We start from the raw sequence: 23339 nt of genomic DNA, 5'->3' as shown, positions 1-23339 counted from the left end.
GACCCCTGTGAGCCGGACCGCGGTGAGCCCGGCCCCCGTCAGCCGGATCCCTGTGAGCCGGGCCCGGCCGGAGCCGGTCCCTCCGAGGCCGGTCCCTCCGAGGCCGGGGCCGACGGTGAGGGGGCGGGCCCGCCGTGACACCGGCGGGGTTCCCCTCCGCACGCTCCGGGCGGTGGAGGGGAACGGCGGTTCGCGAGGCGGCCGGATGTGTGCGTGGACACCTCATGGACCGGGCCGGCTGTGGGAGACCGCCCCGGCACGGGCGCGGCCGGCCGAAGCCGGGCCGCGCCCGTACCGGGCAGGGGGATCAGCCCGAGTAGCGGGCCTCGAAGGAGTGGAAGGACCGCTCCTGGCGCCATTCCAGCCGTGCCTTCGGGCTGTTCGCCAGCAGGCGGGCGCAGCGGGCGGAGCGCGGGTCCTGGCACTCCCCGACCACACGGAACCCGCTGCGTACCGGGTCGTCGCGCCACAGGCTGCGGCCGGGCAGGAAGGAGTACTCCAGCGAGGCCCGCGCCAGGTCCTTCAGCTCGGGGTAGCCGAGCCCGTAGGTGCGAGCCGCGCGCTGGTACTCCTGGCCGATGTCACCACGGGAGACGCCCGGGTCGTCGGTGGACAGCACCACGGGGACGCCGTACTTCCGGTAGACCGGGAAGGGGTGTTCGGCTCCCGTCACCTGGAGGATCTGGGTGTTGCTGGTGAGCGGCACCTCGACCGCGACCTGGCGGTCGGCCATCTCCCGGGCCAGCCTCTGCCAGTCGTCCTCGTGGACCAGGTCGACCCCGTGGCCGATCCGTTCCGCCTGCCCGGTGCGTACCGCTTCGGAGATGTGGAAGGTGAGGTCTTCCGGCTTCACCAGACCGGGGACGAGTTCACCGGCGTGCAGGGTGATGTGGGCACGCGGGTAGACCCCGTGGAGGTAGCCCAGCATGCGCATCTGGAGCCGGTAGTCCCGCAGGGAGGTCTCCCCGTCCTCCGGCTGGACCAGGTTCACCGCGACGAACCGCTGGTCCCGTTCGGCCAGGCGCAGGCCGAGGGCGATCTGGGTGAAGACCCTCTCCGGGGCGCTGTTGCGGGAGACCTGGGAGATCCAGCGCACCGTGATGGCGCAGGCGGGGTCGGGGGCGGAGGTCTCGCAGCGGGCGGTGTCGCGGAACTCGGCGTCGGCCGTGTCCGCTTCCTGGCGGGCGTCCGCGACCAGTCGGTCGAGCCGCCCCCCGGCGAGCAGTTTGCGGTGCTGGGCGGCGAAGTCGGCGTTCCAGCCCACCTCGTCGGAGAGTTTCCTGGCACCGGCGGAGGCCGGGCTGACCATCGTCTCCAGGTAGCTCTGGTTCTGGGAAGCGGCGGTGGACGCCACATCAGCCAGCATCTTGCCCCGGTGCGCGGTCGCGGCACCGAACTTCCCGAAGGTGGCGAAGAAGTGGTCGTGACCCGATTCACCCTGCGGGAAGTCCTCCATGGACCAGGCCCGGATGATCTCCTCCCGGAAGACGGGTTCCGTGAGGGCGTCCGAGGCCGGTTTCCGGTGCGGGCCGCACGGCGGGGCGACCGCCGTCATCGTGGCGTCGATGCAGAGGTCGTCCTCGATGGCCAGCTGGATGAGGTACTCGGTGCGTACCGCGCCGGAGAGGTGATTGTGCAGGTCACCGCCCTTGGGAAGCTCTCGGAAGAAGCGTTCGGCGGCCCCCGGGCGGACTTGGGCGCTGTTCAGCCAGGCTGCGGTCCGGTCCTCGGCGGGGGTGGTGGGCCGGGCGGTGGCGGCCGGGGCGGCCCCGGCGGCGACCGGGGCGGCCCCGGCGGCGGCTCGGGCCGGCGGTCCTGCGGGCAGGGACGACACGACGGCTGCGGCGGCGAGCGCCGTGGTGAGGGCCGAGGTGCGCAACAGCCGTCGCGGCCGCGATGAGGTGCGGTGTACGAAGATCACGCGTCGCATGATCAGGGCGTCTGCGGGGCGGGGCCCCTTACGCCATGGGCACCGGTCCGTAAACCATCCGTCCGGGGGACAAACGGCCACGGCGCGTGCTCCGGGCTTACGGGTCTACGGCCGTGTGTCCGGGGGACGCGCGTCCGGCCCGGTCCGGGCGGGCTCGGTGGAGGAGAGGGGAAGGGAGGGGAAGGGAGGGGAAGGGAGGCGGAGGGTCCGCGCTGGAGAATCCGGCCTTCAGACGCGGAGTTCGGGCGGGAAGCCCGTCCAGTGCAGGTCCGGTGGCAGGTGTCCGAGGTCGTTCATCGTGATGACGGCGGCCGGTCGGTGCGGTGGGTAACGGATCACGGTCAGAGCGGCGTTGGCGTGGTTGAGGCCCAGCCAGCGCCAGGGCGGGGCGTCGAGCGCGTCGCGGACCAGCCAGGCGGCCAGGAAAGCATGGGTGACGATCAGTTCGTGGCGGGGTTCGCCGCCGTCGGCCGGCCCGGTGAACCTGGCTGTCGCCGCGCGCAGCAGTTCCGGACCACGGGCGCGCTCCTCGGCGGGTATCCGTTCGACGAACCCGAGCAGCCGGTCCGCCGACTCCGGTGGAAGTTCCTCGCGCCGGGGGACGTACGGCACGTAGTCGCCGGCCTCCTCCGCCTCCCGTACCGGGACACCCGGCCCGAGCTGCTTTCCCACCAGACGGGCGGTTTCGGCGGCGCGGGGGAGGGGGCCGTGGTGGACGGCGGTGAGCGGGCTGCGCCGGAGCCGCCGGCCGAGCAGGGTGGCCTGGCGCCGGCCGCGTTCCGTCAGCCCGGACCCGTCGGGCGGCGCCTCGCCGTGGCGGGCCACGTAGAGGTAGCGGGTCGCGGTTCCTGTTCCGGTCATGCGGGTGTGGACGTGGAGCGGCGGGCTCGTGGTTCCGCTTCCGGCAGCTGCCGCCGCCGGCCCCCGTCCCCGGATCGGGTGAACGTGTGGCGGCGCGGTGCCCTGGTACGGGGCGGGTGAGGGCCTTCGCGGCGCGACGGCCCGGCGTGTCGAGGGCTCCGGAGCTGACACAGTCCGCCCGTGACCGGGAACGGGGTGGGCGACGGGGTGAGTACGGCGAGCGCGGTGAGCGATGCGTGGGGCGCGGGCGGAACAGCGGGTGCGGGGGACGGGAGGCCGACGGGGCCGGGCCGTGAGGCGGCGGACCTGCGGCACAGCGACGGTCCGTGGCTGCGCGCCGCTGAGGGAGCGGAGGCGCTGCGTACCCATCTGGCCCCGGTGCGGGAGGAACTGGCGGCGGCCCACCAGGGGCTGACGGCGGGTGCCGGTGTGCTGACGGCCCTCGCGGAACTCGGTGCCGTACGCACCTCCTGGGAACGCCGGTTCACCGCCGCCCAGCGGGAGTGCGCCGGCCTCGCGGGGAAGCTGCGGGCGGTCGTACGCGAACAGGCCGGCACGGACGAGGCCGTCGGATCCTCCCTCACATCGGTGCCTGCACCTGCACCTGCCCCTGTACCGGACGGTGCCGGGACCGGGGCGCGGTGAGGGGCGGCACGGGCCTGACCTGGGCGGCCCTGCGGGACCTGAAGTGCGCCGAGCTGGAGGGCGCGGCCGACGGATGGGGCCGCGCCGGCAACCGGGCCGACGCGGCGCGGGACCGCATCGAACAGCAGCTGCTGACCGGCCTGCGCGGTACGCAGCACGGAGAGGCGGCGGAGGGCGCGGTCCGCCGGCTGCGGGCACTGAGCCGGAACTTCCAGTACGTGTACACGGAGTGCGGGCTGGTCCGTACCGCGCTGAACAGCCTCGCCCACGAGCTGAAGGTACGGCAACGGGCGCTGAGGGAAGCGCTGGACGACGCCGCCGCGCTGAAGTTCACGGTCCACGCGGACGGTTCGGTGTCGTACCCGGCGGCGGGCAGGGGCCTGATCGCGGACAGGCCCCCGCAAGGCGGCACGGCCGCGCCCAGCAGCCCGCTGCCTCCGGCGCCCCCCTCGCTCCCGGCTCCGCCCCCGGCGCTCACCGCCCCGAACCCGAACACGGCGAAGGCCCAGGACATCGCGGACCGGGTGGCCGAGGCGGTACGCGGTGCCGCCGAGACCGACTGGCGGTACGCGGGCATCCTGCGGCGGCTCAAGGCCCACGAGGGCCTGGGCGTACCGGACACGGTCCGGCGGGACGCCGCGCGCGACGCGGCAGCGGTCCGGGGCGCGGCGGGATCGTACCTACGGGACGCCGTGCCCCAGGACGCGTCCCCGGCCGAGCGGTACGCCTGGTGGGCGGGCCTCACCCAGGAGCAGCGCGAGGAGTACCTGGCGGTGTACCCGGACGTGATCGGCAACCTGGACGGCATCCCCGCACTCGTCCGCGACACGGCGAACCGGGACAACCTGCAGGTGCTGATCGGCGAGCTGGAGGGCCGTGACGACGGCCGCTCGGCGGCCCAGCTGGAGGGGCTGCGGGAGATCGAGCGGCAGCTGGAGGCGGGTCCCCGGCCGGGAGAGCCGCCGATGCTCCTTCTGGGCATCAGCGACGAGGGGAACGGCCGGGCGATCGTGGCGTTCGGCAATCCGGACACGGCACGGAACGTGGCCGCGTACGTGCCGGGGCTGAACACGTCGCTGGACCAGGGCTTTGCCCGGGACGACCTCAAACGCGCGCGTGACACAGCGATCGGGGCGCGCTACCACGACCCCTCCTCCGCGGTCATCGCATGGCTCGGATATGACGCGCCTCAGACACCGGACGGGTGGGGGAGCCTGGCAGTGGCCGGTGACGGAAGAGCTGAAGAAGGCGGCCGGGCCTTCCATACGTTCGCGGAGGGCCTCGTGGTCACCAACCGGAACGAGGATCCTCATGTGACGGCCATCGGCCATTCATACGGCTCTCGCACTGTCGGCGCGGCCACACAGCAGGGCGATGGAATTCCGGGCGTCGACGATATCGTTCTGGTCGGCAGCCCGGGAGTGGGTGTGGACGATGCCGGAGACCTGGGCGTAGGGCGGGAGCATGTATTCGTCGGTGCCGCGGAAAACGACGTGGTGACCAGACTGCCGTCCAAGGAACAGGTTGCCGCCGGTGCGGCGGCGGGCCCCCTGGCCTACCTCGCCGGGGATCTCGCCGACCCGGGGGACGACGACCTCTGGTTCGGGAAGGACCCGGCGAGCGAGTCGTTCGGGGCCCGGCGGTTCCATGTGGACGACGGTCCGCCTCTCGTCGGAGCCGGGGGTGTTTCCATCGACGCGCATTCCCGGTATTTCGATCCGCATCGGGACGCCGCCTCGGCCAACAGTATCGCTCTGATCGCCGCAGGGCGCTCGGATCAGGTGAAGCCTGAGGTGTACCGCTGATGCGTGGTGTCCGGAGAACTTTTCTCCTTCTCGCTGTGATGGCGGTTCCGGGATGCGGGGACAGCGGTGTTCCGAATGCTGGAAATGGTGGACCCGGTATGAATATGCAGCAAGCCGCCGACCGTGCGGACGGCATCCTGGACCACCTCCTGGCGGAGATCCGCCCCGAAGTGCGCTGGGTTCACGGGCCCACCACGACAGGCGGTTGTGATGTGACGCGGAGGCGCGCGGTCATGACCGTCGTCTCCGCGGAACGTCGCGGGAACTTCCTCGGGCTGGTCGAACGGTCCTGGCGTGCCAGCGGTTACCGGTTCGAGTCGGTCAACAACGACCCCGAGGCGCCGGCGGTTTTCGCACGGACGGAGGACGGCTTCGGGGTGGGTCTCGTCGTCGGGGGCGAGGGGCAGGTGTTCTTCGAGGTCGACAGCCCCTGCGTCGAGGTGTCGGAGGTGGCCGACCCCACCAGCAGGGCGACGGCGGCCCTCGACGCCGGTGCCGAGGGCATCCCCCGCCCCCGCGTCCGCTCCCCCTTCTGGTCCGCCGGCGCCCCCTGACCCTCCAAGACCGCCCCTGACGCCCCCTCATGCCCCCGCCCGTCCGTACACACCAGCGAATCGGCACGTGAACCAGGCCCGAATGGGGGATGGTTGATGCGTGCGGAAATACTGGGTCTTCGTAGGCGGTGGGATCGGGCTCGGCCTGTGTTTCATCGCGCTGCTCGTCGTGGGGACGTACTCCGCCGCTGCCGGGATCTCCGGGGCGAGCGGGACCGTCGGGCTGGCCAAGGGAGCTGTTCCCGCGCGGTACAAGCCGTTGGTGGAGAAGTGGGGGAACCTCTGCCCCGCCATCAACCCCGCCCTGCTGGCCGCGCAGTTGTACCAGGAGAGCGGCTGGAACCCGCGTGCCCAGAGTCATGCCGCCGCCCAGGGGATCGCGCAGTTCATCCCCGGTACCTGGGCCTCGCACGGGATCGACGGTGACAACGACGGGGACCGCGACGTGTGGGACCCGGCGGACGCCATCCCCTCCGCGGCCTCGTACGACTGCGAGCTCGCCGGGTACGTGAAGAAGGTGCCCGGCGACCCGACCGACAACATGCTCGCCGCGTACAACGCCGGGGCCTACCGGGTGATCAGGTCGGGCGGGGTGCCCGCGATCAGCGAGACACAGAACTACGTGAAGATCATCCGTTCGCTGGAGAAGAGCTTCGCCCGGCCGGTGGGGCGGGTGGCGCCGTCGCGCCAGGCGGCGGGGGCGATCTACTTCGCGCAGAAGAAACTGGGGACGCCGTACCTCTGGGGCGGGAACGGCACCGCCGAGCAGGGGGGCAGGTTCGACTGCTCCGGGCTGACGCAGGCCGCGTACCGGACGGTCGACATCGAGCTGCCACGGGTGGCGAACGACCAGTACAACGCGGGCCCGCACCCCTCGCGGGACGAACTGCTCCCCGGTGACCTGGTGTTCTTCTCGGACGATCTGAACAACTCGCGGGCCATCCGGCACGTGGGCCTGTACGTCGGGGGCGGGTACATGATCAACGCGCCGTACACCGGTGCGGTGATCCGGTTCGACAAGATCGACACGCCGGACTACTTCGGAGCGACCCGGGTCACCGAGGACGGGGCCGCCGCGCTGCCCACCGACCTGCCGCAGGGATGAGATGGGGGCGGGGCGGTGGCCGGCGGGGGCTGTCGGAGCTGACAGGGCGTCGGCCATGGCTGGAACTCTCCGTGAAGCCTGGGCCCTGAGCTGCGACGATGGGTCACTCTTCGATAACGTCATGGTGATCATTCGGTGGAGGGCGGAACGGACGGGGCCGCTCGGCCGTTCCCTGGACTGGGACAGCATGCGCACTGACCATGCGGCACTGGCCAGTGCGGAGACACGTCACGGCATCACGACGTCACGTGTGCAGGAATCCGCACCGATTACGGGGGTCAGACCAAGACGACGCACACCGCTGTGCGTCGCAGCAGAAGACAAGGCAAGGGGCCGCAGGAGATGGCTGGACTCGCACTCGAAGGGTCGAACCCGGACGTCAGCCTGCTCTACGACATCAACGGGCTGGCGAAGGCGGCTCCCACCTGGTTCGACCGGGTCATGGAGTTCGTCGGTGAGTTCGGGATCATGTTCGCCATGGTCGCGCTCGGCCTGTGGTGCTGGTGGAGCGTTCGTAGGCGTGGGACGACCGAGGAATCGGTGACCGCGGTCGCCGGACTGGTGTGGGCGCCCCTCGCGGCCGGGATCGCGTTGATCATCAACATCCCGATCCGGGGGTTCGTCGAACGGCCACGGCCGTTCAACGACCACGACGGTCTCGAGGTCCTGGTGGAGGGGAAGACGGACTTCTCCTTCGTCAGCGACCACGCGACGATGGCGATGGCGATCGCGGTGGGGCTGTTCGTGGCCAACCGGAAGTTCGGCCTCTTCGCGCTGGGGCTGGCGCTGCTCGAAGGGTTCTGCCGCATCTACATGGGTGTGCACTACCCGACCGACGTCATCGGTGGTTTCGCCCTGGGCACGGCGGTGGCCCTCCTTCTCGCCCCGCTCGCGATGATGTTGCTGACGCCGCTGCTGGGTGCGGTGGCGCGTACGGATTCGGTGGGCTGGATGGTCCGCTCGCGGAAGCCTCTTACGGCGGCGGCCGGGGGCCGGAACGAGTCCCAGGGCATCCCCGAGCCGCGTCCGGGCGGGAACCGCGGCGGCCCCGGTGAGAAGGACCTGGCCGCGTAGAACGTACGCACGGGCCTCACGGCCACCCGGCCGCGCACGGAGCGCGGCCACGGCACACCTTCAGGGGGTGCCCCTCCCCGGGGCGCCCCCTGAGTCGTGTCGTGGACACGGAACCGGAGACGGGGGCGGAGGCCGAGGCGGGGACGTACGCGCGGGCGGGCCGAGGGCCGGACGCGAGGGGCGCTCCGCCGCACCGCCGCCCCGGAAGGACGGCTCCCGCACGCCGGAGCGCGCCCCGGCACACCGGAAAAGGGAAACTCCGCCCCACCGGAGGGGGCTCCGTCACACGGTCCGTCACACGGGCAGGGGCGCTCCGTGTCCGGCGGCGTCGGTGCGGGCCTTGTCACGGGACCGGCGGGCCGGTCCCGACCAGCCGCACACGCATCGGGCCAGGCAGAACGATCCGCGTTCGACGGTCGTGGTGCTGTGCGCGGCGGCGGGGGGCGGGACGGCGGAGTCCGGGGGCGCCGGGGTGTCCTCATGCACGTGTCCACGGTACCGGGGGCGCCCGTCGGCGTGAACGTATGGGCCGATCGGCTTGCGGCCGTGGTGAACCGGCGTGACGAGGGGCCCGGGTGGTCGTTAGGCGGGTCGGGCTGAAGCTCGTTCCGGCGTACGGTCGTTGGGGGTTGGCAGGCGATGGTGGTGCGACAGCACAGGTGCCACGGCAGGGCGCTTTCGGTGTGCGCCCTCGTCGCCGCGGGCGCGATGGCCATGAGTACGGGGTGTGCGGGACCGGCCGGGGACGAGGGCACCGGGCACCGTGGAAGCGGCGGGCCCCCGCTGGCGGAGGTCCGCCGGGCCGCCGCCGTCCTGTCGCACGCCGGCAGTGCCGAGACACGTACGTCGATGGAGACCGCGTCCGGCGGGACCCGGGTGACGATCCGGGGTGTGGGGGCCTACGACTTCCGCCGGCAGCTGGGCCGGATCAAGGTGGTGCTGCCGAAGGACGCCGCCGGGGCGGAGGGGCGCCGCCCGGTCACGGAACTGCTGGTGCCCGGTGCGCTGTACATGAAGAACCGTGGCGCCGGTGTGCCCGACGGCAAGTGGGTCCGGATCGACACGGCGGGGCTGGCGGACGGCAACCTCGTCACCGGCGGTGTGACCGATCCGACGGCCGCCGCGGAGCTGCTGCGCGGGGCGGCCGAGGTGCGCTACATGGGGCGGACGGAGCTCGCCGGGGTGCCGGTCCGCCACTACCGGGGCACCGCCGACCTGGGGCAGGCGGCCCGGAGGGCTTCGCCGTCCTCGCGCGGCGCGATGGCCGCGGCCGCCGCCGGGCTCGGTTCGGACACCGTGCCCTTCGACGCGTACCTCGACGACGACGGGCTGCTGCGGAAGGTGCGCCACCGCTTCAGTTACGCGGCCGGCGGGCCGTCGGTCGAAGTGGTGTCGACGATGCTGCTGTACGGATTCGGGTCTCCGGTCTCCGTACGGCTGCCGCCCGAGGGCGACATCTACACGGGCCGTGTCCGGCAGGGCGGGGACGGCCCGGAATCGCCGTAGGGAGGGGGCCGAAATGGCCCGTCCGTGTCATGCACCGAGTATGGCGCGATCCCTACGCTAGGAATCCGGCACGCCGGGGCCGGTGCCACCCACCGGAGCCGGCGAGGCAGAGAGAGGTGACGCAGACGGTGACGCTCAGCGCCCCGACCGCTCAGGACCACGTGGCCCTCGCCGAGATCGAGTGGTGCGGTGAACTCATGATCGCGGCGTCGGCCGCGCCGGAGGACCGGCTGAGCCCGGACCGTATCGACGAGGTCCTCAACGTCGGATCCGACGGCCCCGGGCCGGTGCCGTCGGCCGTCCCCCGGCAACCACGGCCTCAGCTCTGAACCCGGGGCGGCCGTGGCCGCCGGCGCCGGGAGGCCCGGGAGCCACGGCCGCCGGTTCGTCCCTGTCCGAGGACCGGGCCGCGCCCACCGTCACCCTCGGTGACCTGAGGCCGCCCCCGGTGTCCTGCGGCCGGGCCGCGCCGCGCGCCCCGGCACGGCCGCGGCCGGTGGCGCGTCAGGTGCGGAGCAGGCGGGCGATCGCCTTGGTGGCTTCCTCGACCTTCGCGTCGATCTCCCCGCCCCCCTTGAGGGCGGCGTCGGCCACGCAGTGCCGCAGGTGCTCCTCCAGCAGCTGGAGCGCGAAGGACTGGAGTCCCTTGGTGGACGCGGAGACCTGGGTGAGTATGTCGATGCAGTAGACGTCCTCGTCCACCATCCGCTGGAGGCCGCGGATCTGGCCCTCGATACGGCGCAGGCGCTTGAGGTGCTCGTCCTTCTGGTGGTGGTAGCCGTGGATCCCGCGGTCGTGATCGGTGACCACGGGCCCGGAGGCCGGAACCGGCTCCGTTTCCGGCACCGCGGCCGAGCTTGTCTCCGCGCCCGTTTCCGGCGCCGCGGCCGGTCCCGCCCCCGGCTCCGGCCCCGCCCCCGCGTCCGGCCCCGGCACCGCGGCCGGACCCGTCTCGGTACCCGTGCCCGGGTCTGTTCCGGTGTCGGCCGTGTCGGTCGCGTCGGTGGTGGTCATGGGGCTCCTCCCGTTGTCCTCGATATACCCCGGCCGGGTATATCGTAACGAATACAGCCGAAACGTGACCGGGGGTCCGTGCCGAACGTCGCGCCCGATGCGCGACACTGAAGAACGCCGGTTAGCTGTGGCCGGATGATGCGCCTAGCATCAGCCTGACCGAATCCAGAGCACCCCGAGGACCCCACGTGCGCTTTCGTCTGACCCCCAGGGAGACGAGCTTCTACGACATGTTTTCCGCGTCCGCGGACAACATCGTCACGGGCTCCAAGCTCCTGATGGAACTGCTCGGGGCGGATTCAGCCTCCCGGGTCGAGATCGCGGAGCGTATGCGGGCAGCGGAACACGCGGGGGACGATGCCACCCACGCGATCTTCCACCAGCTGAACTCCTCGTTCATCACGCCGTTCGACCGCGAGGACATCTACAACCTCGCCTCGTCGCTCGACGACATCATGGACTTCATGGAAGAGGCCGTCGACCTGGTCGTGCTGTACCAGATCGAGGCGCTCCCCAAGGGCGTCGAGCAGCAGATCGAGGTGCTGGCCCGGGCGGCGGAGCTGACCGCGGAGGCCATGCCGGGGCTGCGCACCATGGACAACCTCACCGAGTACTGGATCGAGGTCAACCGTCTGGAGAACCAGGCCGACCAGATCCACCGCAAGCTGCTGGCCCATCTGTTCAACGGCAAGTACGACGCCATGGACGTGCTGAAGCTGAAGCAGATCGTGGACGTGCTGGAAGAGGCGGCTGACGCGTTCGAGCACGTCGCCAACACCGTGGAGACCATCGCGGTCAAGGAGTCCTGAACCTCGTGGACACCTTTGCGCTGATCGTGACCATCGGTGTCGCGCTCGGCTTCACGTATACGAACGGCTTCCACGACTCGGCGAACGCCATCGCCACCTCGGTCTCCACCCGGGCGCTGACCCCGCGTGCGGCTCTGGCGATGGCCGCGGTGATGAACCTCGCGGGTGCCTTCCTGGGCCAGGGGGTCGCCAAGACCGTCAGCGAAGGCCTCATCGCCACGCCCGAGGGCCAGAAGGGGATGGGCATCCTCTTCGCGGCGCTGGTCGGCGCGGTGATCTGGAACCTCGTCACCTGGTACTACGGCCTGCCGTCCTCCTCCTCGCACGCCCTGTTCGGCGGCATGGTGGGCGCGGCGCTGGCCGGCGGGACGGTGGTGCACTGGGACGGCGTGCTGTCCAAGATCGTCATCCCGATGTTCCTCTCCCCGGTCATCGGCCTGGTCGTCGGCTATCTGGTGATGGTCGGGATCATGTGGATATTCCGGAAGACCAACCCGCACAAGGCCAAGCGCGGCTTCCGTATCGCGCAGACGGTCTCGGCCGCGGGCATGGCGCTCGGTCACGGCCTCCAGGACGCGCAGAAGACGATGGGCATCGTGGTGATGGCCCTGGTCATCGCCGATGTCGAGGGTCCGAACGACGAGATCCCGGTCTGGGTGAAGATCGTCTGCGCGCTGATGCTGTCGCTGGGTACCTACGCCGGTGGCTGGCGCATCATGCGCACCCTGGGCCGCAAGATCATCGAGCTGGACCCGCCGCAGGGGTTCGCGGCGGAGACGACCGGTGCGTCGATCATGTTCGGCTCGGCGTTCCTGTTCCACGCGCCGATCTCCACCACTCACGTCATCACCTCCGCGATCATGGGTGTGGGTGCCACGAAGCGGGTCAACGCGGTCCGCTGGGGCGTCGCCAAGAACATCATCCTCGGCTGGTTCATCACGATGCCCGCCGCGGCACTCGTCGCCGCGCTGAGTTACGGGATCGTGTTCCTGCTCTTCGGCTGACGGCCCCCGGGCCGACGGTTTCCGGGCCGACGGCTTCCGGGCTTACGACACCGGCTGACGGGCTCCCCGCCGGCGGCCCCCGGCTGGCGGCCCCCGCCCGGTGACCGGTGACACGGTCCGGGGTTCCGGCCACGGATCCCCGCACGGCCCGCACGGCCCGCACACGGTCCCGCACACAGGTCCGCATGGAACGCACATGGGTCCGCCCCCGCTCCCCGGAGGTTTCCGGGAGAGCCGGGGCGGACCCTTCGCCTTGTGGTGGCACCGCCATGCAGCACCCCAAGGCCGTCTGGGTTATCCGAAGCGGCCCGAGATGTAGTCCTCGGTGGCCTGCACGGACGGGTTGGAGAAGATCCGCTCCGTCTCGTCGATCTCGATCAGCCGGCCGGGCTTGCCGACCGCCGCGAGGTTGAAGAAGGCGGTGCGGTCCGAGACGCGCGCGGCCTGCTGCATGTTGTGCGTCACGATCACGATCGTGAAGCGTTCCTTCAGCTCGCCGATCAGGTCCTCGATGGCGAGGGTCGAGATCGGGTCGAGGGCCGAGCACGGTTCGTCCATCAGGAGCACGTCCGGCTCGACCGCGATGGCGCGGGCGATGCACAGGCGCTGCTGCTGACCGCCGGAGAGGCCGGAGCCCGGCTTGTTCAGGCGGTCCTTGACCTCGTTCCAGAGGTTGGCGCCGCGCAGGGACTTCTCGACGATGTCGCCGAGCTGGTTCTTGCGGTACGAACCGTTGAGCCGCAGGCCCGCCGCGACGTTGTCGAAGATCGACATGGTGGGGAAGGGGTTCGGGCGCTGGAAGACCATGCCGACGGTGCGGCGGACGGCGACCGGGTCGACCCCGGGGCCGTACAGGTTCTCGTCGTCGAGCAGCACCTTGCCCTCGACCCGGCCGCCGGGGGTCACCTCGTGCATGCGGTTCAGGGTGCGCAGGAAGGTGGACTTGCCGCAGCCGGACGGGCCGATGAAGGCGGTCACGGAGCGGGGTTCCACGGTCATCGAGATGTCCTCGATGGCCTTGTGGGAGCCGTAGTAGGCGGTGAGTCCGCCGACGTCGATGCGCTTGGCCATGTGAATCACTACTTCTTTCGAAAGGTCGCTGAGGGGCCGCGTCAGCGACCGGCCACGGGGCGGAGCCGCACGGTCGTCACCGCGGGGCCTTCCAGCGGGCGATCCCGCGGGCCACCAGGTTGAGGATCATGACGAAGGCGATCAGGACCAGGGCCGCGGCCCAGGCGCGGTCGTAGGAGGCGACCTCGCCGACCTTGTACTGCTCGTAGATGTAGAAGGGCAGCGAGGACTGGGCGCCGTCGAAGGGGTTCGTGTTGATCAGCTGGCTGCCGAAGACCAGCAGCATGATCGGGGCCGTCTCACCGGCGATACGGGCGATGGCGAGCATGACGCCGGTGGTGATGCCGCCGATCGCGGTGGGCAGGACCACCTTCAGGATGGTCCGCCACTTCGGGATGCCGAGGGCGAGCGAGGCCTCACGCAGTTCGTTCGGCACCAGCTTGAGCATCTCTTCCGTCGAGCGGACCACGACGGGCAGCATCAGGATGGTCAGCGCCAGCGCGCCCATCAGGCCGGACGGTTCGATCTCCAGGATCAGCATGATCGACAGGATGAAGAGCCCGGCGACGATGGAGGGGATACCCGTCATCACGTCGACGAAGAAGGTCACGGCCTTGGCGAGCGCGCCCTTGCCGTACTCGACCAGGTAGACCGCGGTCAGCAGGCCCAGCGGGGCGGAGATCACGGTGGCGATCCCGACCTGCTCCAGGGTGCCGATCAGCGCGTGGTAGACACCGCCGCTGGCCTCGGGACCGAGGACCCCGGCCATGGAGTGGGTGAGGAAGTAGCCGTCCAGGCGCTCCGCACCGCGGCTGACCGTCGTCCACAGCAGTGAGGCGAGCGGGACGACGGCGACCAGGAAGCACACCCAGACGACGCTGGTGGCGAGCCGGTCCTTGGCCTGGCGCTTGTTCTCGACCACGGTGGTCGCCACGTAGGAGATCGCCAGGAAGAACAGGGCGGAGAGCAGGCCCCACTGGATGCGGCTGTGCCAGCCGGCGATGCTGCTGATACCGACGCCGAGCAGGACCGCGACGGCGGCGAAGCCGAGCGGGGCCCAGCGGGGGAGGCGGCGGCTGCTGAGGCCGGCGGTCTTCCCGCCGCTGTCCGGGATGGTCCCGGGGACGCTGTCCCGCAGGCCGGTGGTGGTGGCGTGGCTCATGCGTTGGCCCCCGAGTACTCCTTGCGGCGGGCGATGATGAGCCGGGCCGCGCCGTTGACCAGCAGGGTGAGGACGAAGAGGACGAGACCCGAGGCGATCAGGGCGTCGCGCCCGAATTCGTCGGCCTCGCCGAACTTGGCGGCGATGTTCTGGGCGAAGGTGCCGCCGCCGTGGTTGAGCACGTGCAGGGAGATCAGGAAGCTGGGGGAGAGGACCGTGGCGACGGCCATCGTCTCGCCGAGCGCGCGGCCCAGGCCCAGCATCGAGGCCGAGATGATCCCGGAGCGGCCGAAGGGCAGGACCGAGAGCCGGACGACCTCCCAGCGGGTGGCGCCGAGGGCGAGCGCCGCTTCCTCGTTCATCTTCGGGACCTGGAGGAAGACCTCACGGGTGACGCTGGTCACGATCGGCAGGATCATGATCGCGAGCAGGATGCCGACGGTGAAGAGCGAGCGGGGGACGCCGATCGCGGTCTTGTCGAAGACGTACGTCCAGCCGAAGAACTGGTCGAGCCAGAGGTTCAGGCCCTCCAGGTACGGGACGAGGACGAGGGCGCCCCAGATGCCGTAGACGATGCTGGGCACGGCGGCCAGCAGGTCGATCACGTACCCGAGGGGGGCGGCCAGCTTGCGCGGCGCGTAGTGCGAGATGAACAGGGCGATGCCGACGGCGATCGGGACCGCGATGACCATCGCGATGACCGAGCTGACGACCGTGCCGAAGAGCAGGACGGCGATGCCGAAGACCGGCGGGTCGCCGGCCGGGTTCCAGTCGAAGGTGGTGAGGAAGTTGCCCTCGTTCTCCGAGATGGCCGTCGCGGCCCGGTAGCCGAGGAACACGGCGATCGACGCCATGACCACCAGCAGCAGGATGCCGGAGCCCCGGGAGAGGCCTATGAAGATCTTGTCGCCGACGCGCCCGGTGGACCTGGGGCGGTCACGTGGTGCCGGCGGAGCCGGCGGGGTGTCGAGTGATGTGGTGGAAGCCATGGTCTTTCCGGTCTGTGTGGGGGAGCGGCTGGCTCCCCTGGCGGCGGTGCACCGGATGGTTCGGGCGGGTGGAGGCCGGTCCGGAGGGGTGCGCCGGACCGGCCCGCCTGCCGGGTCGTGCGGGTTGCTTACGAGAGACCGGCGACGGTCTCGCGGACCTTGGCGTTGATCTCCGCGGGGATCGGCGCGTAGCCGGCGTCGGTGAGGACCTTCTGGCCGTCCTCGGAGGAGGCGTACGTCAGGAAGGACTTGACGGTGCCGAGGGTGTCGGCCTTGTTGCCGGTGTCGCAGACGACCTCGTAGGTCACCAGGACGATCGGGTAGGCGCCTTCGGCCTTGGTGGCGTAGTCGAGTTCGAGGGCCAGGTCCTTGCCGGTGCCGACGACCTTCGCGGCGGCGATGGCCTTGGAGGCGTTCTCCGAGGTGGCCTTCACCGGGGTGCCGCTGCCGGTCTCGATGTCGACGGTGGTGATGTCCTGCGAGGCGGCGTAGGAGAGCTCGAAGTAGCCGATCGAGCCGTCGACGGCCTTCACCTGGGAGGCGACACCGGACGAGCCGGACGCGGCCTGGCCGCCGGGGGCGGGCCACTTCTTCTCGGCCTCGTACTTCCAGGCGTCCGGAGCCGCGGCGCTCAGGTACTTGCCGAGGTTCTGCGTGGTGCCGGAGTCCTCGGAGCGGTGGAAGGGCTGGATCGGCTTGTCCGGCAGCTCGACGCCCTTGTTGAGGTCGGCGATCGCCTTGTCGTTCCACTTCGTGATCTTGGTGTCGAAGATCTTGGCGAGGGTGGGGGCGTCCAGGACCAGGCTGTCCACGCCTTCGAGGTGGAAGCCGATCGCGACCGGGCCGCCGACCATCGGGAGGTTGATGCCCTGGCCGGTCTTGCAGATCTTCTTGGACTCCTCGACCTCCTCGGGCTTCAGCGCCGAGTCGGAGCCGGCGAAGCCGACGGTGCCCTGGTTGAAGGCGACGATGCCCTCGCCGGAGGAGGAGGAGTTGTAGTTGACCTCCACGCCGGAGCAGGCGGCCATGTAGTTCTTGACCCAGAGGTCCATGGCGTTCTTCTGCGCGCTGGAACCGGAGGCGAGCAGCTGGCCCTCGGCGCCGTCGCACGTGATGTCCGAGGCGGCCGTACTCGACTTGCCGCCGCCGTTCGCGTCGGCGTTGCTGTTGTCGTCCGAACCGCACGCCGTGAGGACCAGGGCGCCGGAGACGGCGAGGGCACCGAGCGCGGTGGCACGAAGCCGGTTCTTGCGCTGAAGCTTCACTTTCGGGGTGTTCCTTCCAGGAGCCGCCGCGGCTGGTGGTGCGAGGCGGCGTGCGATGAGGAGGGGTGCGCCGGCGTGGTGCCGTGCACCGTGCACGTCCGAAATTAGGCAGAACAGGTGAAGCGGCCTACGGGGCTCAGTGAACGGAAGGTGAACCGTGCCGGTCGGGCCGGTTCCGGGCCCGGAGGGCCGGGGCAGCCCTCCGGCCGGGGGCGGCCGGGGACGCGCGGGCCCCGGCCGGAGCGTGCCCAGGACGCGTTCAGGCGTCGGCCGGGCCGTTCAGGAAGGCGTCCAGCTGGACCCGGTCGCCGGGGCGGCTGAGGCGCTCCCGGGCCGTGGCCGGATCGAGCCAGGCCAGCCGGTCGACCTCGTCGTTCGGCACGAAGGTCCCGCCGGACACCGCCTCGGCCGCCCAGTAGCCGACCTCCTTGGGCCGCCCGTTCGCCAGGTAGCGGGCGGTGGGCAGGGCCGGGCCGGGGACGCAGTGGTGACCCGTCTCCTCCAGGACCTCGCGCCGGGCGGCCTCCAGCGAGGTCTCGCCGCGTTTCAGCTTGCCCTTCGGGAACGACCAGTCGTCGTAGCGCGGCCGGTGGACCAGGCAGACCTCCGGCCCGCCGGCCGGGGTGCGCCGCCACAGCACGCAGCCCGCGGCCAGGACGGGGCCGCCGCTCATGACGCGGTCACCGCGGCGGTGTACGGCCACGCCCCACGGAACTCCGCCCGCGCCGCCTCCACCTCGTGGCGCTGGTCGGCGTGGAGCACCCCCAGGGCGTACGCCGTCGCGGGGGCGATCCGCGGGGTGCGGGCCGCCGACGCCGCGGCCGTCGCCGCCTCCGCGGCGTCCCGGTGCAGGTCCAGGGCGTGCCCGGCGCCGGTCAGGACCGGATCGGGGGCCCCGTGGACGACCTCGCGGGCGTAGCGGTGCAGCCGCAGCAGCAGACGGGCCTGGTGCCAGGGCGCGTCCCGCGCCTCGTTGTACGGTTCGGCGCTCTCGTCGGGCGGCAGGGCCGCCACCGCGGCCAGCAGCCGCTGCTCGGCCCGCAGGGCCGGATCGTGCAGCACCTCGGAGGCCGGGCCCGCCGCCGCCGGGGCCAGCGGGACCTCGGAGGCCAGCAGGGCGACGGCGTCGGCGACGGCGTGGAAGCGGGAGGAGCCGAGCGCCTGGAGGGCGGCGGAGTGGGCGCGGGTCCGGGCGAGGGTCAGCCGGCGTTCCAGGAGCGCGCCGGCCCGGGCGGCGCCGACACCGAGCGCGGCCCGCTCCTCGCCGCCGGCGGACAGCGCCCCCGTCCTGGCGGCGGGGAGGGCGGCGCCGGAGAGCTGGTGGAGGGCTTCCAGCAGCCGCCCGAGCCGGGTGGCGTAGGCGTGTTCGCGCGCCAGGGTGCCCGACAGCCAGGCCAGTTCGGTACGGAGGTGGTCGGCCCAGCCCGGGTCGAGCGCCGCCCGGAAGGTGTGCAGGGCGCCGCTGATCCGGCGGGCCGCCTGCCGCAGGGCGGCGGTGGCCTCCTCCGCGCCCGGGCCGCCGGCGTCCGTGGGGGTGCTGTGCTCCTGGTGCAGGCGCAGGCCGCGCAGGAAGTCCGCCGCCTGTTCGTGCAGATAGGGCGCGAGGACCGCGGCCGCGGAGCAGGTCGTCGTCTGGTGGTCAGGGCGTCGCACGCCTGCGCCTCCGGGCATCGATGAGCATCTCCTGTACGTGCCGCAGCGGTTGGCCGTCGGCGTCCGTGGAGTGCCGGGTCCAGTCGCCGTCGGGGCCGAGGTGCCAGGAGGAGGTGGTGTCGGACATGCCGGTCTCCAGCAGCCTGCTGAGAGCGGCGCGGTGGGCGGGGTCGGTGACGCGGACCAGGGCCTCGATCCGCCGGTCGAGGTTGCGGTGCATCATGTCGGCGCTGCCGAACCAGACTTCGGGCTCGCCGCCGTTGCCGAAGGCGAAGACCCGGGAGTGTTCCAGGAAGCGGCCGAGGACGGAACGTACCCGGATGTTCTCGGACAGCCCGGGGACGCCGGGCCGGATCGCGCAGATCCCGCGCACCCAGATGTCCACCGGCACGCCCGCCCGGGCGGCCCGGTAGCAGGCGTCGATGACGGCCTCGTCGACCATCGAGTTGGCCTTGATGCGGACGTAGGCGGGGCGGCCGGCCCGGTGGTGGGCGACCTCCTTGTTGATACGGGCGATCAGTCCGTCGCGCAGGGACTTGGGGGCGACCAGCAGCCGGCGGTAGGTCTCGCGGCGTGAGTAGCCGGAGAGCCGGTTGAAGAGGTCGGAGAGGTCGGCCCCGACCTGCGGGTCGGCGGTGAGCAGCCCGAGGTCCTCGTACAGCCGGGCGGTCTTGGGGTGGTAGTTGCCGGTGCCGACGTGGGAGTAGCGGCGCAGGGTGTCGCCCTCCTGCCGGACGACGAGCGACAGCTTGCAGTGGGTCTTGAGGCCGACGAGGCCGTACACGACGTGGCAGCCCGCCTCCTCCAGCTTGCGGGCCCACTTGATGTTGGCCTGTTCGTCGAAACGGGCCTTGATCTCGACGAGGACGAGGACCTGCTTGCCGGACTCGGCGGCGTCGATGAGGGCGTCGACTATCGGGGAGTCGCCGGAGGTGCGGTACAGCGTCTGCTTGATCGCGAGGACGTCCGGGTCGCCCGCCGCCTGTTCCAGGAAGGACTGGACGGAGGTGGAGAAGGAGTCGTACGGGTGGTGCAGCAGCACGTCCCGCTCGCGCAGCGCGGCGAATATGTCCGGCGCGGAGGCGGACTCCACCTCGGCCAGGTCCCGGTGGGTGCCGGCGATGAACTTCGGGTACTTCAGCTCGGGCCGGTCCAGGGACGCTATGCCGAACAGCGCGGTGAGGTCGAGCGGTCCGGGCAGCGGGAAGAGTTCGTTCTCGGAGATGTTCAGCTCGCGGACGAGCAGGTCGAGGACGTAGGGGTCGATGGACTCCTCGACCTCCAGGCGGACCGGAGGGCCGAAGCGCCGCCGCATCAGCTCCTTCTCCAGGGCCTGGAGGAGGTTCTCCGCGTCGTCCTCCTCGACCTCCAGGTCCTCGTTCCTGGTGACCCGGAACATGTGGTGGGCGAGGACCTCCATGCCGGGGAACAGCTCTTCGAGGTGCGCGGCGATGACGTCCTCTATCGGGACGTAGCGCTGCGGTGACGCCTCCAGGAAGCGGGTGAGCAGCGGAGGCACCTTCACGCGGGCGAAGTGGCGGTGGCCGCTGACCGGGTTGCGTACGACGACGGCGAGGTTGAGCGAGAGGCCGGAGATGTACGGGAAGGGGTGCGCGGGGTCGACGGCCAGCGGGGTCAGCACGGGGAAGACGCGCTGCCGGAAGAAGGTGAAGAGGCGGGCCTGTTCCTTCTCGGTCAGGTCCGGCCAGCGGATCAGATGGATGCCCTCGTCCGAGAGGGCGGGTGCCACGTCCTGCTGGTAGCAGGCGGCGTGCCGGGCCATGAGTTCGCGCGACCGGTTCCAGATCAGGTCCAGGACCTCGCGGGGCTGGAGGCCGGAGGCGGAGCGGGTGGCGACCCCGGTGGCGATGCGGCGCTTGAGCCCGGCCACCCGGACCATGAAGAACTCGTCCAGGTTGGAGGCGAAGATCGCCAGGAAGTTGGCTCGTTCGAGGAGCGGGGTGGTGGGGTCCTCGGCCAGTTCCAGGACCCGTTCGTTGAAGGCGAGCCAGCTGCGCTCCCGGTCCAGGAACCGGCCCTGCGGCAGCTCGTCCCCGTCGGTCTCCGGCTCGTAGGCGTCCGCGTCGTTGTCCAGGTCCGGGTCGAGGTCGGCGGAGGTGGACAGGGCGGAGGCGGAGCCGGCGGTCGCCTTGGGCCGGTGGGCGGCGAGGGAGCCGACCGACGGCTGGGCGGACTGGACCGGGACCTCGGCGCGGGGCTGCTGGCTCATGGTCCTATTCTTCCGCGTGTTCGGCTCGGCAGGCGCGTCGGAGCCGTTGAATACCACGGAAGATGTGGAAGCGGGCGGTGAAGCCCGGTCGGACCCGTTGCGGGGGGCGGGCAGGGCTGGCTGCATCCCGTGAGGGTCGCAAGCCCTTCTGAATGGCCGGTAACGGCGACATGACGTGGAGGAAGCGGTGTGGCTGCCAGGCCGCTCCCCGTTATTCGTACATACGTTCCTCTGCCGGGTTCCGGGATCCCCCCGGAACCCGGAACCCGGCAGCGGAGTCCTGTCAGCCGTGGAGGCGGCGCAGCAGCCGGAAGGCGAGCGCGAGGGCCAGGGCGGCGAGGGCGAGCAGGATGCCGGTCTCCACGAGCTGGAGGGGCCAGTGGTGCGAGGCGGGGTGGTAGTCGGTGTACCGCGTGACGCCGCCGCGGCTGCGCATGCAGGCGACCGGGTCGGCGAACCCGTCCACGGTGTAGCAGTTCTCCGTGCCCACCTCCTTCCCGGACGCGGTGAGCATGCCGGAACGCACATGCCAGACATCGTCACCCTCCGGGCTTCCCTTCCCGGTGAGCCGCACCGGCTCCCAGAGGCGGTACCGCACCTTCGACAGGACGAGGAACACCGCCCCGAACGCCAGTGCGGCGGCTGACGCGGCGAGGAAGGTGCGGCGCAGGAGGAGGGCCGAGAGCGCGCCGAGCGCCACCGCGAGCACGGCGTACCCGAGCAGCACGGGCCCGTGGCCCGGGTAGACACCCTCCGCGTGCCACCGGAGCCCGTACGCGTAGGGGTGGTCGGACCCGAACGACAGGCCCCAGCGGTAGACCGGAACCAGGACGACGGCCCCGGCGGTGGCGAGCGTCAGGGGGAGGGCGAGGCGCGCCGTGAGCCAGCTCGCGGGGGAGACCGACTGGGACCAGGCGAGTCTGTACGTGCCGTCGCCCAGCTCGCGCGCGATCAGCGGGCCGGCCACGAAGACGCCGAGGAGCGCGGCGAGCAGCACCATGACCGTTCCGCCGTCGGACAGGAAGACCTCCGTGGAGGTCCGGGCGTAGGTGGTCATGTAGGTGCCGTCGCCGCACCGGGTCACGTCGTGGTCCGGACACTGCTCCTCGACGCTGCGCGCGGCGATCCAGACGCGCATGGCGACCACGCTCCCGGCGCCCGCGAGCAGCAGGGTGAGGGCGGTCCACAGCGCCCGCCGGTGCTGGCGCGACAGGACCCGGAGGGATCCGCGCAGCGACGCGCGGGAGCGGTCCCGGGCGGGCGCGGGGATGAGGGTGGTGCTCACGCGGCTGCCACCTCCCCGGGCACGGGCCCGCCGGCGCTCGGGGTGAGCAGGGCCGGGGCCCCGGGGGTGCGGAGGTGGGCCAGCAGCAGCTCCTCCAGGGACGGTTCCGTCACGTCCCAGGCGGTGTCGTCCACCCGGCCTTCCTTCCGTACCAGTGCGCTGAGCTGACGCCCCGTCGTACGGGACTCGATGACGGTGTGCGGGGCGAGGTCGCGGACCTGGCCGGTGATCCGGGCGTGCGCGGCGACGAGGTCCTCGCTCTCCCCGCCGAGGCGGACCCGGCCGCCGTCGACGAGCAGGACGTAGTCGCAGGCGCCCTCCAGCTCGGTGAGGATGTGGGAGGACATCACGATGGTCGTCGCGTGGTCGGCGGCCTCGGCCATCAGCGCGCCCATCAGCTGGTGCCGGGCCAAGGGGTCGAGGTCCGCCATCGGCTCGTCCAGCAGCAGGAGTTCGGCACGCTTGCCGAGAGCCAGGGCGAGGGCGAGCCGGGTGCGCTGGCCGCCGGACAGGGAGCGGACCTTCGCGCCGTGCGGGAGCGGTCCGGCGATCCGGCCGGCGGCCTCGCCGTCCCAGGTGCCCGGGTTGAGATCGGCGCCCGCCCGGAGCGTGCCGGCGACGGTGAGCTGCGGGTACAGCGGCTTGTCCTGGGCGACGTAGGCGACGCGGTGCCGGGTGCCGGCGGGATCGGCCGCGCCCAGGACCCGTACGGTCCCCTCGGTGGGCCTCAGCAGGCCCGCGGCGAGGGCGAGCAGGGTGGACTTCCCGGCGCCGTTGGGCCCGACGAGGGCGCAGATACGTCCGGCGGGCAGCCGGAAGGAGCAGTCGCGCAGCGCCCACCCGCGCCTTCGCCCGTAGAGCATGCCGAGGCCGTCCGCCTCGATGGCCGCGCCTGTCATGAGTGCGGTTCCCCCTTGAAGATGCTGTCCAGTACGTCGGTGAAGAGCGCGTTCACGTCGTCCTTGTCGAGCCCGGCCGCGCGGGCCCGGCCGGCCCAGCCCTCGAGTTCGGCGCGCAGCGGCGCGTCGGCGGCGACCGCCGCGCTGCCCAGCGTGCGGCGGACGAAGGTGCCGAGCCCCCGCCGGGCCTCGACGAGGCCCTCGCGCTCCAGCTCGCGGTAGGCCTTGAGCACGGTGTTGGGGTTGATGGCGGTGGCCTCCACGACCTCGCGGGCCGTGGGAAGCCGGTCGCCCGGCTCCAGTACGCCCAGACGCAGGGCCTGCTTGGTCTGCTGGACGATCTGCAGGTAGGTGGCGACGCCGCTGCGCCGGTCGATACGGAACTCGACCGCTGCGGACTCTGCCATGGGCACCACCCTTTCACTAATTGAGTAGTGAAAGGGTGGTGCAAAAGAGGGGCGGCGTCAAGTGACGCCGC

23 protein-coding genes are annotated in these 23339 nt (G+C 71.7%); 9 read left to right on the top strand and 14 right to left on the bottom strand.

From position 1 onward, the window contains the following. Positions 1 to 307: 307 nt before the first annotated feature. Positions 308 to 1930: an adenosine deaminase family protein gene (locus tag CP967_RS15760; protein WP_190175132.1), complete on the bottom strand. Its 1623-nt coding sequence runs from the start codon at positions 1928 to 1930 to the stop codon at positions 308 to 310. Between the two features lie 228 nt (positions 1931 to 2158). Beyond that, positions 2159 to 2791, bottom strand: coding sequence for a histidine phosphatase family protein (locus CP967_RS15755; protein ID WP_150488595.1), 633 nt, complete (start codon positions 2789 to 2791; stop codon positions 2159 to 2161). Positions 2792 to 2971: 180 nt separating this feature from the next. Here CP967_RS15755 and CP967_RS15750 point away from each other — a divergent pair, with 180 nt between their 5' ends. From CP967_RS15750 to CP967_RS15730, 5 genes are all read left to right on the top strand, one after another. Next, complete coding sequence (locus CP967_RS15750) at positions 2972 to 3436, top strand: hypothetical protein (protein ID WP_229888455.1); 465 nt, start codon at positions 2972 to 2974, stop codon at positions 3434 to 3436. After that, entirely contained in the window at positions 3433 to 5241 is a 1809-nt protein-coding gene (locus tag CP967_RS15745; RefSeq protein WP_150488594.1) for an alpha/beta hydrolase, read from the top strand. Before CP967_RS15750 ends, CP967_RS15745 begins: the two co-directional genes overlap by 4 nt. A 98-nt stretch (positions 5242 to 5339) precedes the next feature. Further along, positions 5340 to 5795: a hypothetical protein gene (locus CP967_RS15740; protein WP_150488593.1), complete on the top strand. Its 456-nt coding sequence runs from the start codon at positions 5340 to 5342 to the stop codon at positions 5793 to 5795. 100 nt (positions 5796 to 5895) lie between these two features. Beyond that, positions 5896 to 6900 carry a bifunctional lytic transglycosylase/C40 family peptidase gene (locus CP967_RS15735; RefSeq protein WP_150488592.1) on the top strand — a complete coding sequence of 335 codons (1005 nt, stop codon included), beginning with the start codon at positions 5896 to 5898 and terminating at the stop codon, positions 6898 to 6900. A 342-nt stretch (positions 6901 to 7242) separates the two neighbouring features. Further along, positions 7243 to 7974: a phosphatase PAP2 family protein gene (locus CP967_RS15730; RefSeq protein WP_150488591.1), complete on the top strand. Its 732-nt coding sequence runs from the start codon at positions 7243 to 7245 to the stop codon at positions 7972 to 7974. Between the two features lie 294 nt (positions 7975 to 8268). Here the strand turns inward: CP967_RS15730 and CP967_RS15725 are convergent, their stop codons facing one another. Beyond that, positions 8269 to 8460, bottom strand: a complete 192-nt coding sequence (locus tag CP967_RS15725; RefSeq protein ID WP_150488590.1) for a hypothetical protein — start codon at positions 8458 to 8460, stop codon at positions 8269 to 8271. Between the two features lie 153 nt (positions 8461 to 8613). Between CP967_RS15725 and CP967_RS15720 the strand changes: the two genes are divergently transcribed. Beyond that, positions 8614 to 9480, top strand: a complete 867-nt coding sequence (locus CP967_RS15720; RefSeq protein WP_190175133.1) for an SCO4651 family lipoprotein — start codon at positions 8614 to 8616, stop codon at positions 9478 to 9480. A gap of 116 nt (positions 9481 to 9596) precedes the next feature. Continuing rightward, positions 9597 to 9809 (top strand): hypothetical protein, encoded by a 213-nt coding sequence (locus CP967_RS15715; protein WP_150488589.1) that lies wholly within the window; start codon positions 9597 to 9599, stop codon positions 9807 to 9809. A 175-nt stretch (positions 9810 to 9984) separates the two neighbouring features. On the opposite strand, the gene CP967_RS15710 is transcribed toward CP967_RS15715, so the two are convergent. Next, entirely contained in the window at positions 9985 to 10494 is a 510-nt protein-coding gene (locus CP967_RS15710; protein ID WP_373300396.1) for a metal-sensitive transcriptional regulator, read from the bottom strand. A gap of 188 nt (positions 10495 to 10682) precedes the next feature. On the opposite strand from CP967_RS15710, the gene CP967_RS15705 reads away from it, so the two are divergent. Together CP967_RS15705 and CP967_RS15700 are read left to right on the top strand one after the other, a co-directional pair. Continuing rightward, positions 10683 to 11303: a DUF47 domain-containing protein gene (locus CP967_RS15705; protein WP_150488588.1), complete on the top strand. Its 621-nt coding sequence runs from the start codon at positions 10683 to 10685 to the stop codon at positions 11301 to 11303. Between the two features lie 5 nt (positions 11304 to 11308). Continuing rightward, positions 11309 to 12307, top strand: coding sequence for an inorganic phosphate transporter (locus tag CP967_RS15700; protein WP_150488587.1), 999 nt, complete (start codon positions 11309 to 11311; stop codon positions 12305 to 12307). Between the two features lie 294 nt (positions 12308 to 12601). Here CP967_RS15700 and pstB read toward each other — a convergent pair whose 3' ends face one another. The 10 genes from pstB to CP967_RS15650 all read right to left on the bottom strand — a co-directional run bounded on the left by pstB (position 12602) and on the right by CP967_RS15650 (position 23268). Then, a complete protein-coding gene (gene pstB, locus CP967_RS15695) occupies positions 12602 to 13378 on the bottom strand; it encodes a phosphate ABC transporter ATP-binding protein PstB (protein ID WP_150488586.1) in 777 nt (258 codons plus the stop codon). A gap of 76 nt (positions 13379 to 13454) precedes the next feature. Then, positions 13455 to 14540: a phosphate ABC transporter permease PstA gene (gene pstA, locus CP967_RS15690; protein ID WP_150488585.1), complete on the bottom strand. Its 1086-nt coding sequence runs from the start codon at positions 14538 to 14540 to the stop codon at positions 13455 to 13457. Continuing rightward, complete coding sequence (pstC, locus tag CP967_RS15685; protein WP_150488584.1) at positions 14537 to 15529, bottom strand: phosphate ABC transporter permease subunit PstC; 993 nt, start codon at positions 15527 to 15529, stop codon at positions 14537 to 14539. The genes pstA and pstC overlap by 4 nt, the downstream gene beginning before the upstream one ends. A 128-nt stretch (positions 15530 to 15657) precedes the next feature. Further along, a complete protein-coding gene (pstS, locus tag CP967_RS15680; RefSeq protein ID WP_150488583.1) occupies positions 15658 to 16794 on the bottom strand; it encodes a phosphate ABC transporter substrate-binding protein PstS in 1137 nt (378 codons plus the stop codon). Positions 16795 to 17053: 259 nt separating this feature from the next. Continuing rightward, a complete protein-coding gene (locus CP967_RS15675; RefSeq protein ID WP_150488582.1) occupies positions 17054 to 17467 on the bottom strand; it encodes an NUDIX hydrolase in 414 nt (137 codons plus the stop codon). After that, positions 17464 to 18447: a CHAD domain-containing protein gene (locus CP967_RS15670; RefSeq protein ID WP_150488581.1), complete on the bottom strand. Its 984-nt coding sequence runs from the start codon at positions 18445 to 18447 to the stop codon at positions 17464 to 17466. The genes CP967_RS15675 and CP967_RS15670 overlap by 4 nt, the downstream gene beginning before the upstream one ends. Next, a complete protein-coding gene (locus tag CP967_RS15665) occupies positions 18434 to 20677 on the bottom strand; it encodes an RNA degradosome polyphosphate kinase (RefSeq protein WP_150488580.1) in 2244 nt (747 codons plus the stop codon). Before CP967_RS15665 ends, CP967_RS15670 begins: the two co-directional genes overlap by 14 nt. 283 nt (positions 20678 to 20960) lie before the next feature. Next, complete coding sequence (locus tag CP967_RS15660; RefSeq protein ID WP_229888457.1) at positions 20961 to 21962, bottom strand: ABC transporter permease; 1002 nt, start codon at positions 21960 to 21962, stop codon at positions 20961 to 20963. Continuing rightward, positions 21959 to 22861 (bottom strand): ABC transporter ATP-binding protein, encoded by a 903-nt coding sequence (locus tag CP967_RS15655; RefSeq protein ID WP_150488579.1) that lies wholly within the window; start codon positions 22859 to 22861, stop codon positions 21959 to 21961. Before CP967_RS15655 ends, CP967_RS15660 begins: the two co-directional genes overlap by 4 nt. Beyond that, the gene (locus CP967_RS15650; protein ID WP_150488578.1) at positions 22858 to 23268 is read right to left on the bottom strand and encodes a GntR family transcriptional regulator; all 411 of its coding nucleotides are present in this window, start codon (positions 23266 to 23268) and stop codon (positions 22858 to 22860) included. Before CP967_RS15650 ends, CP967_RS15655 begins: the two co-directional genes overlap by 4 nt. Positions 23269 to 23339 lie beyond the last annotated feature (71 nt).

Origin of the sequence: Streptomyces nitrosporeus, from assembly GCF_008704555.1 — a bacterium.
GTDB lineage: Bacteria > Actinomycetota > Actinomycetes > Streptomycetales > Streptomycetaceae > Streptomyces > Streptomyces nitrosporeus.
The sequence above is the reverse complement of the archived record's forward strand: the minus strand, read 5'-3'. Positions and strand labels throughout refer to the sequence as shown.

Bases quoted from the DNA above. Each gene is read 5' to 3' on its own strand.
- pstA (WP_150488585.1), bottom strand. From the start codon at position 14,540: ATGAGCCACGCCACCACCACCGGCCTGCGGGACAGCGTCCCCGGGACC.
- CP967_RS15760 (WP_190175132.1), bottom strand. From the start codon at position 1,930: ATGCGACGCGTGATCTTCGTACACCGCACCTCATCGCGGCCGCGACGG.
- CP967_RS15665 (WP_150488580.1), bottom strand. From the start codon at position 20,677: ATGAGCCAGCAGCCCCGCGCCGAGGTCCCGGTCCAGTCCGCCCAGCCG.
- CP967_RS15720 (WP_190175133.1), top strand. From the start codon at position 8,614: ATGGTGGTGCGACAGCACAGGTGCCACGGCAGGGCGCTTTCGGTGTGC.
- CP967_RS15655 (WP_150488579.1), bottom strand. From the start codon at position 22,861: ATGACAGGCGCGGCCATCGAGGCGGACGGCCTCGGCATGCTCTACGGG.
- CP967_RS15650 (WP_150488578.1), bottom strand. From the start codon at position 23,268: ATGGCAGAGTCCGCAGCGGTCGAGTTCCGTATCGACCGGCGCAGCGGC.
- CP967_RS15710 (WP_373300396.1), bottom strand. From the start codon at position 10,494: ATGACCACCACCGACGCGACCGACACGGCCGACACCGGAACAGACCCG.
- CP967_RS15675 (WP_150488582.1), bottom strand. From the start codon at position 17,467: ATGAGCGGCGGCCCCGTCCTGGCCGCGGGCTGCGTGCTGTGGCGGCGC.
- pstB (WP_150488586.1), bottom strand. From the start codon at position 13,378: ATGGCCAAGCGCATCGACGTCGGCGGACTCACCGCCTACTACGGCTCC.
- CP967_RS15730 (WP_150488591.1), top strand. From the start codon at position 7,243: ATGGCTGGACTCGCACTCGAAGGGTCGAACCCGGACGTCAGCCTGCTC.
- pstC (WP_150488584.1), bottom strand. From the start codon at position 15,529: ATGGCTTCCACCACATCACTCGACACCCCGCCGGCTCCGCCGGCACCA.
- CP967_RS15755 (WP_150488595.1), bottom strand. From the start codon at position 2,791: ATGACCGGAACAGGAACCGCGACCCGCTACCTCTACGTGGCCCGCCAC.
- CP967_RS15740 (WP_150488593.1), top strand. From the start codon at position 5,340: ATGAATATGCAGCAAGCCGCCGACCGTGCGGACGGCATCCTGGACCAC.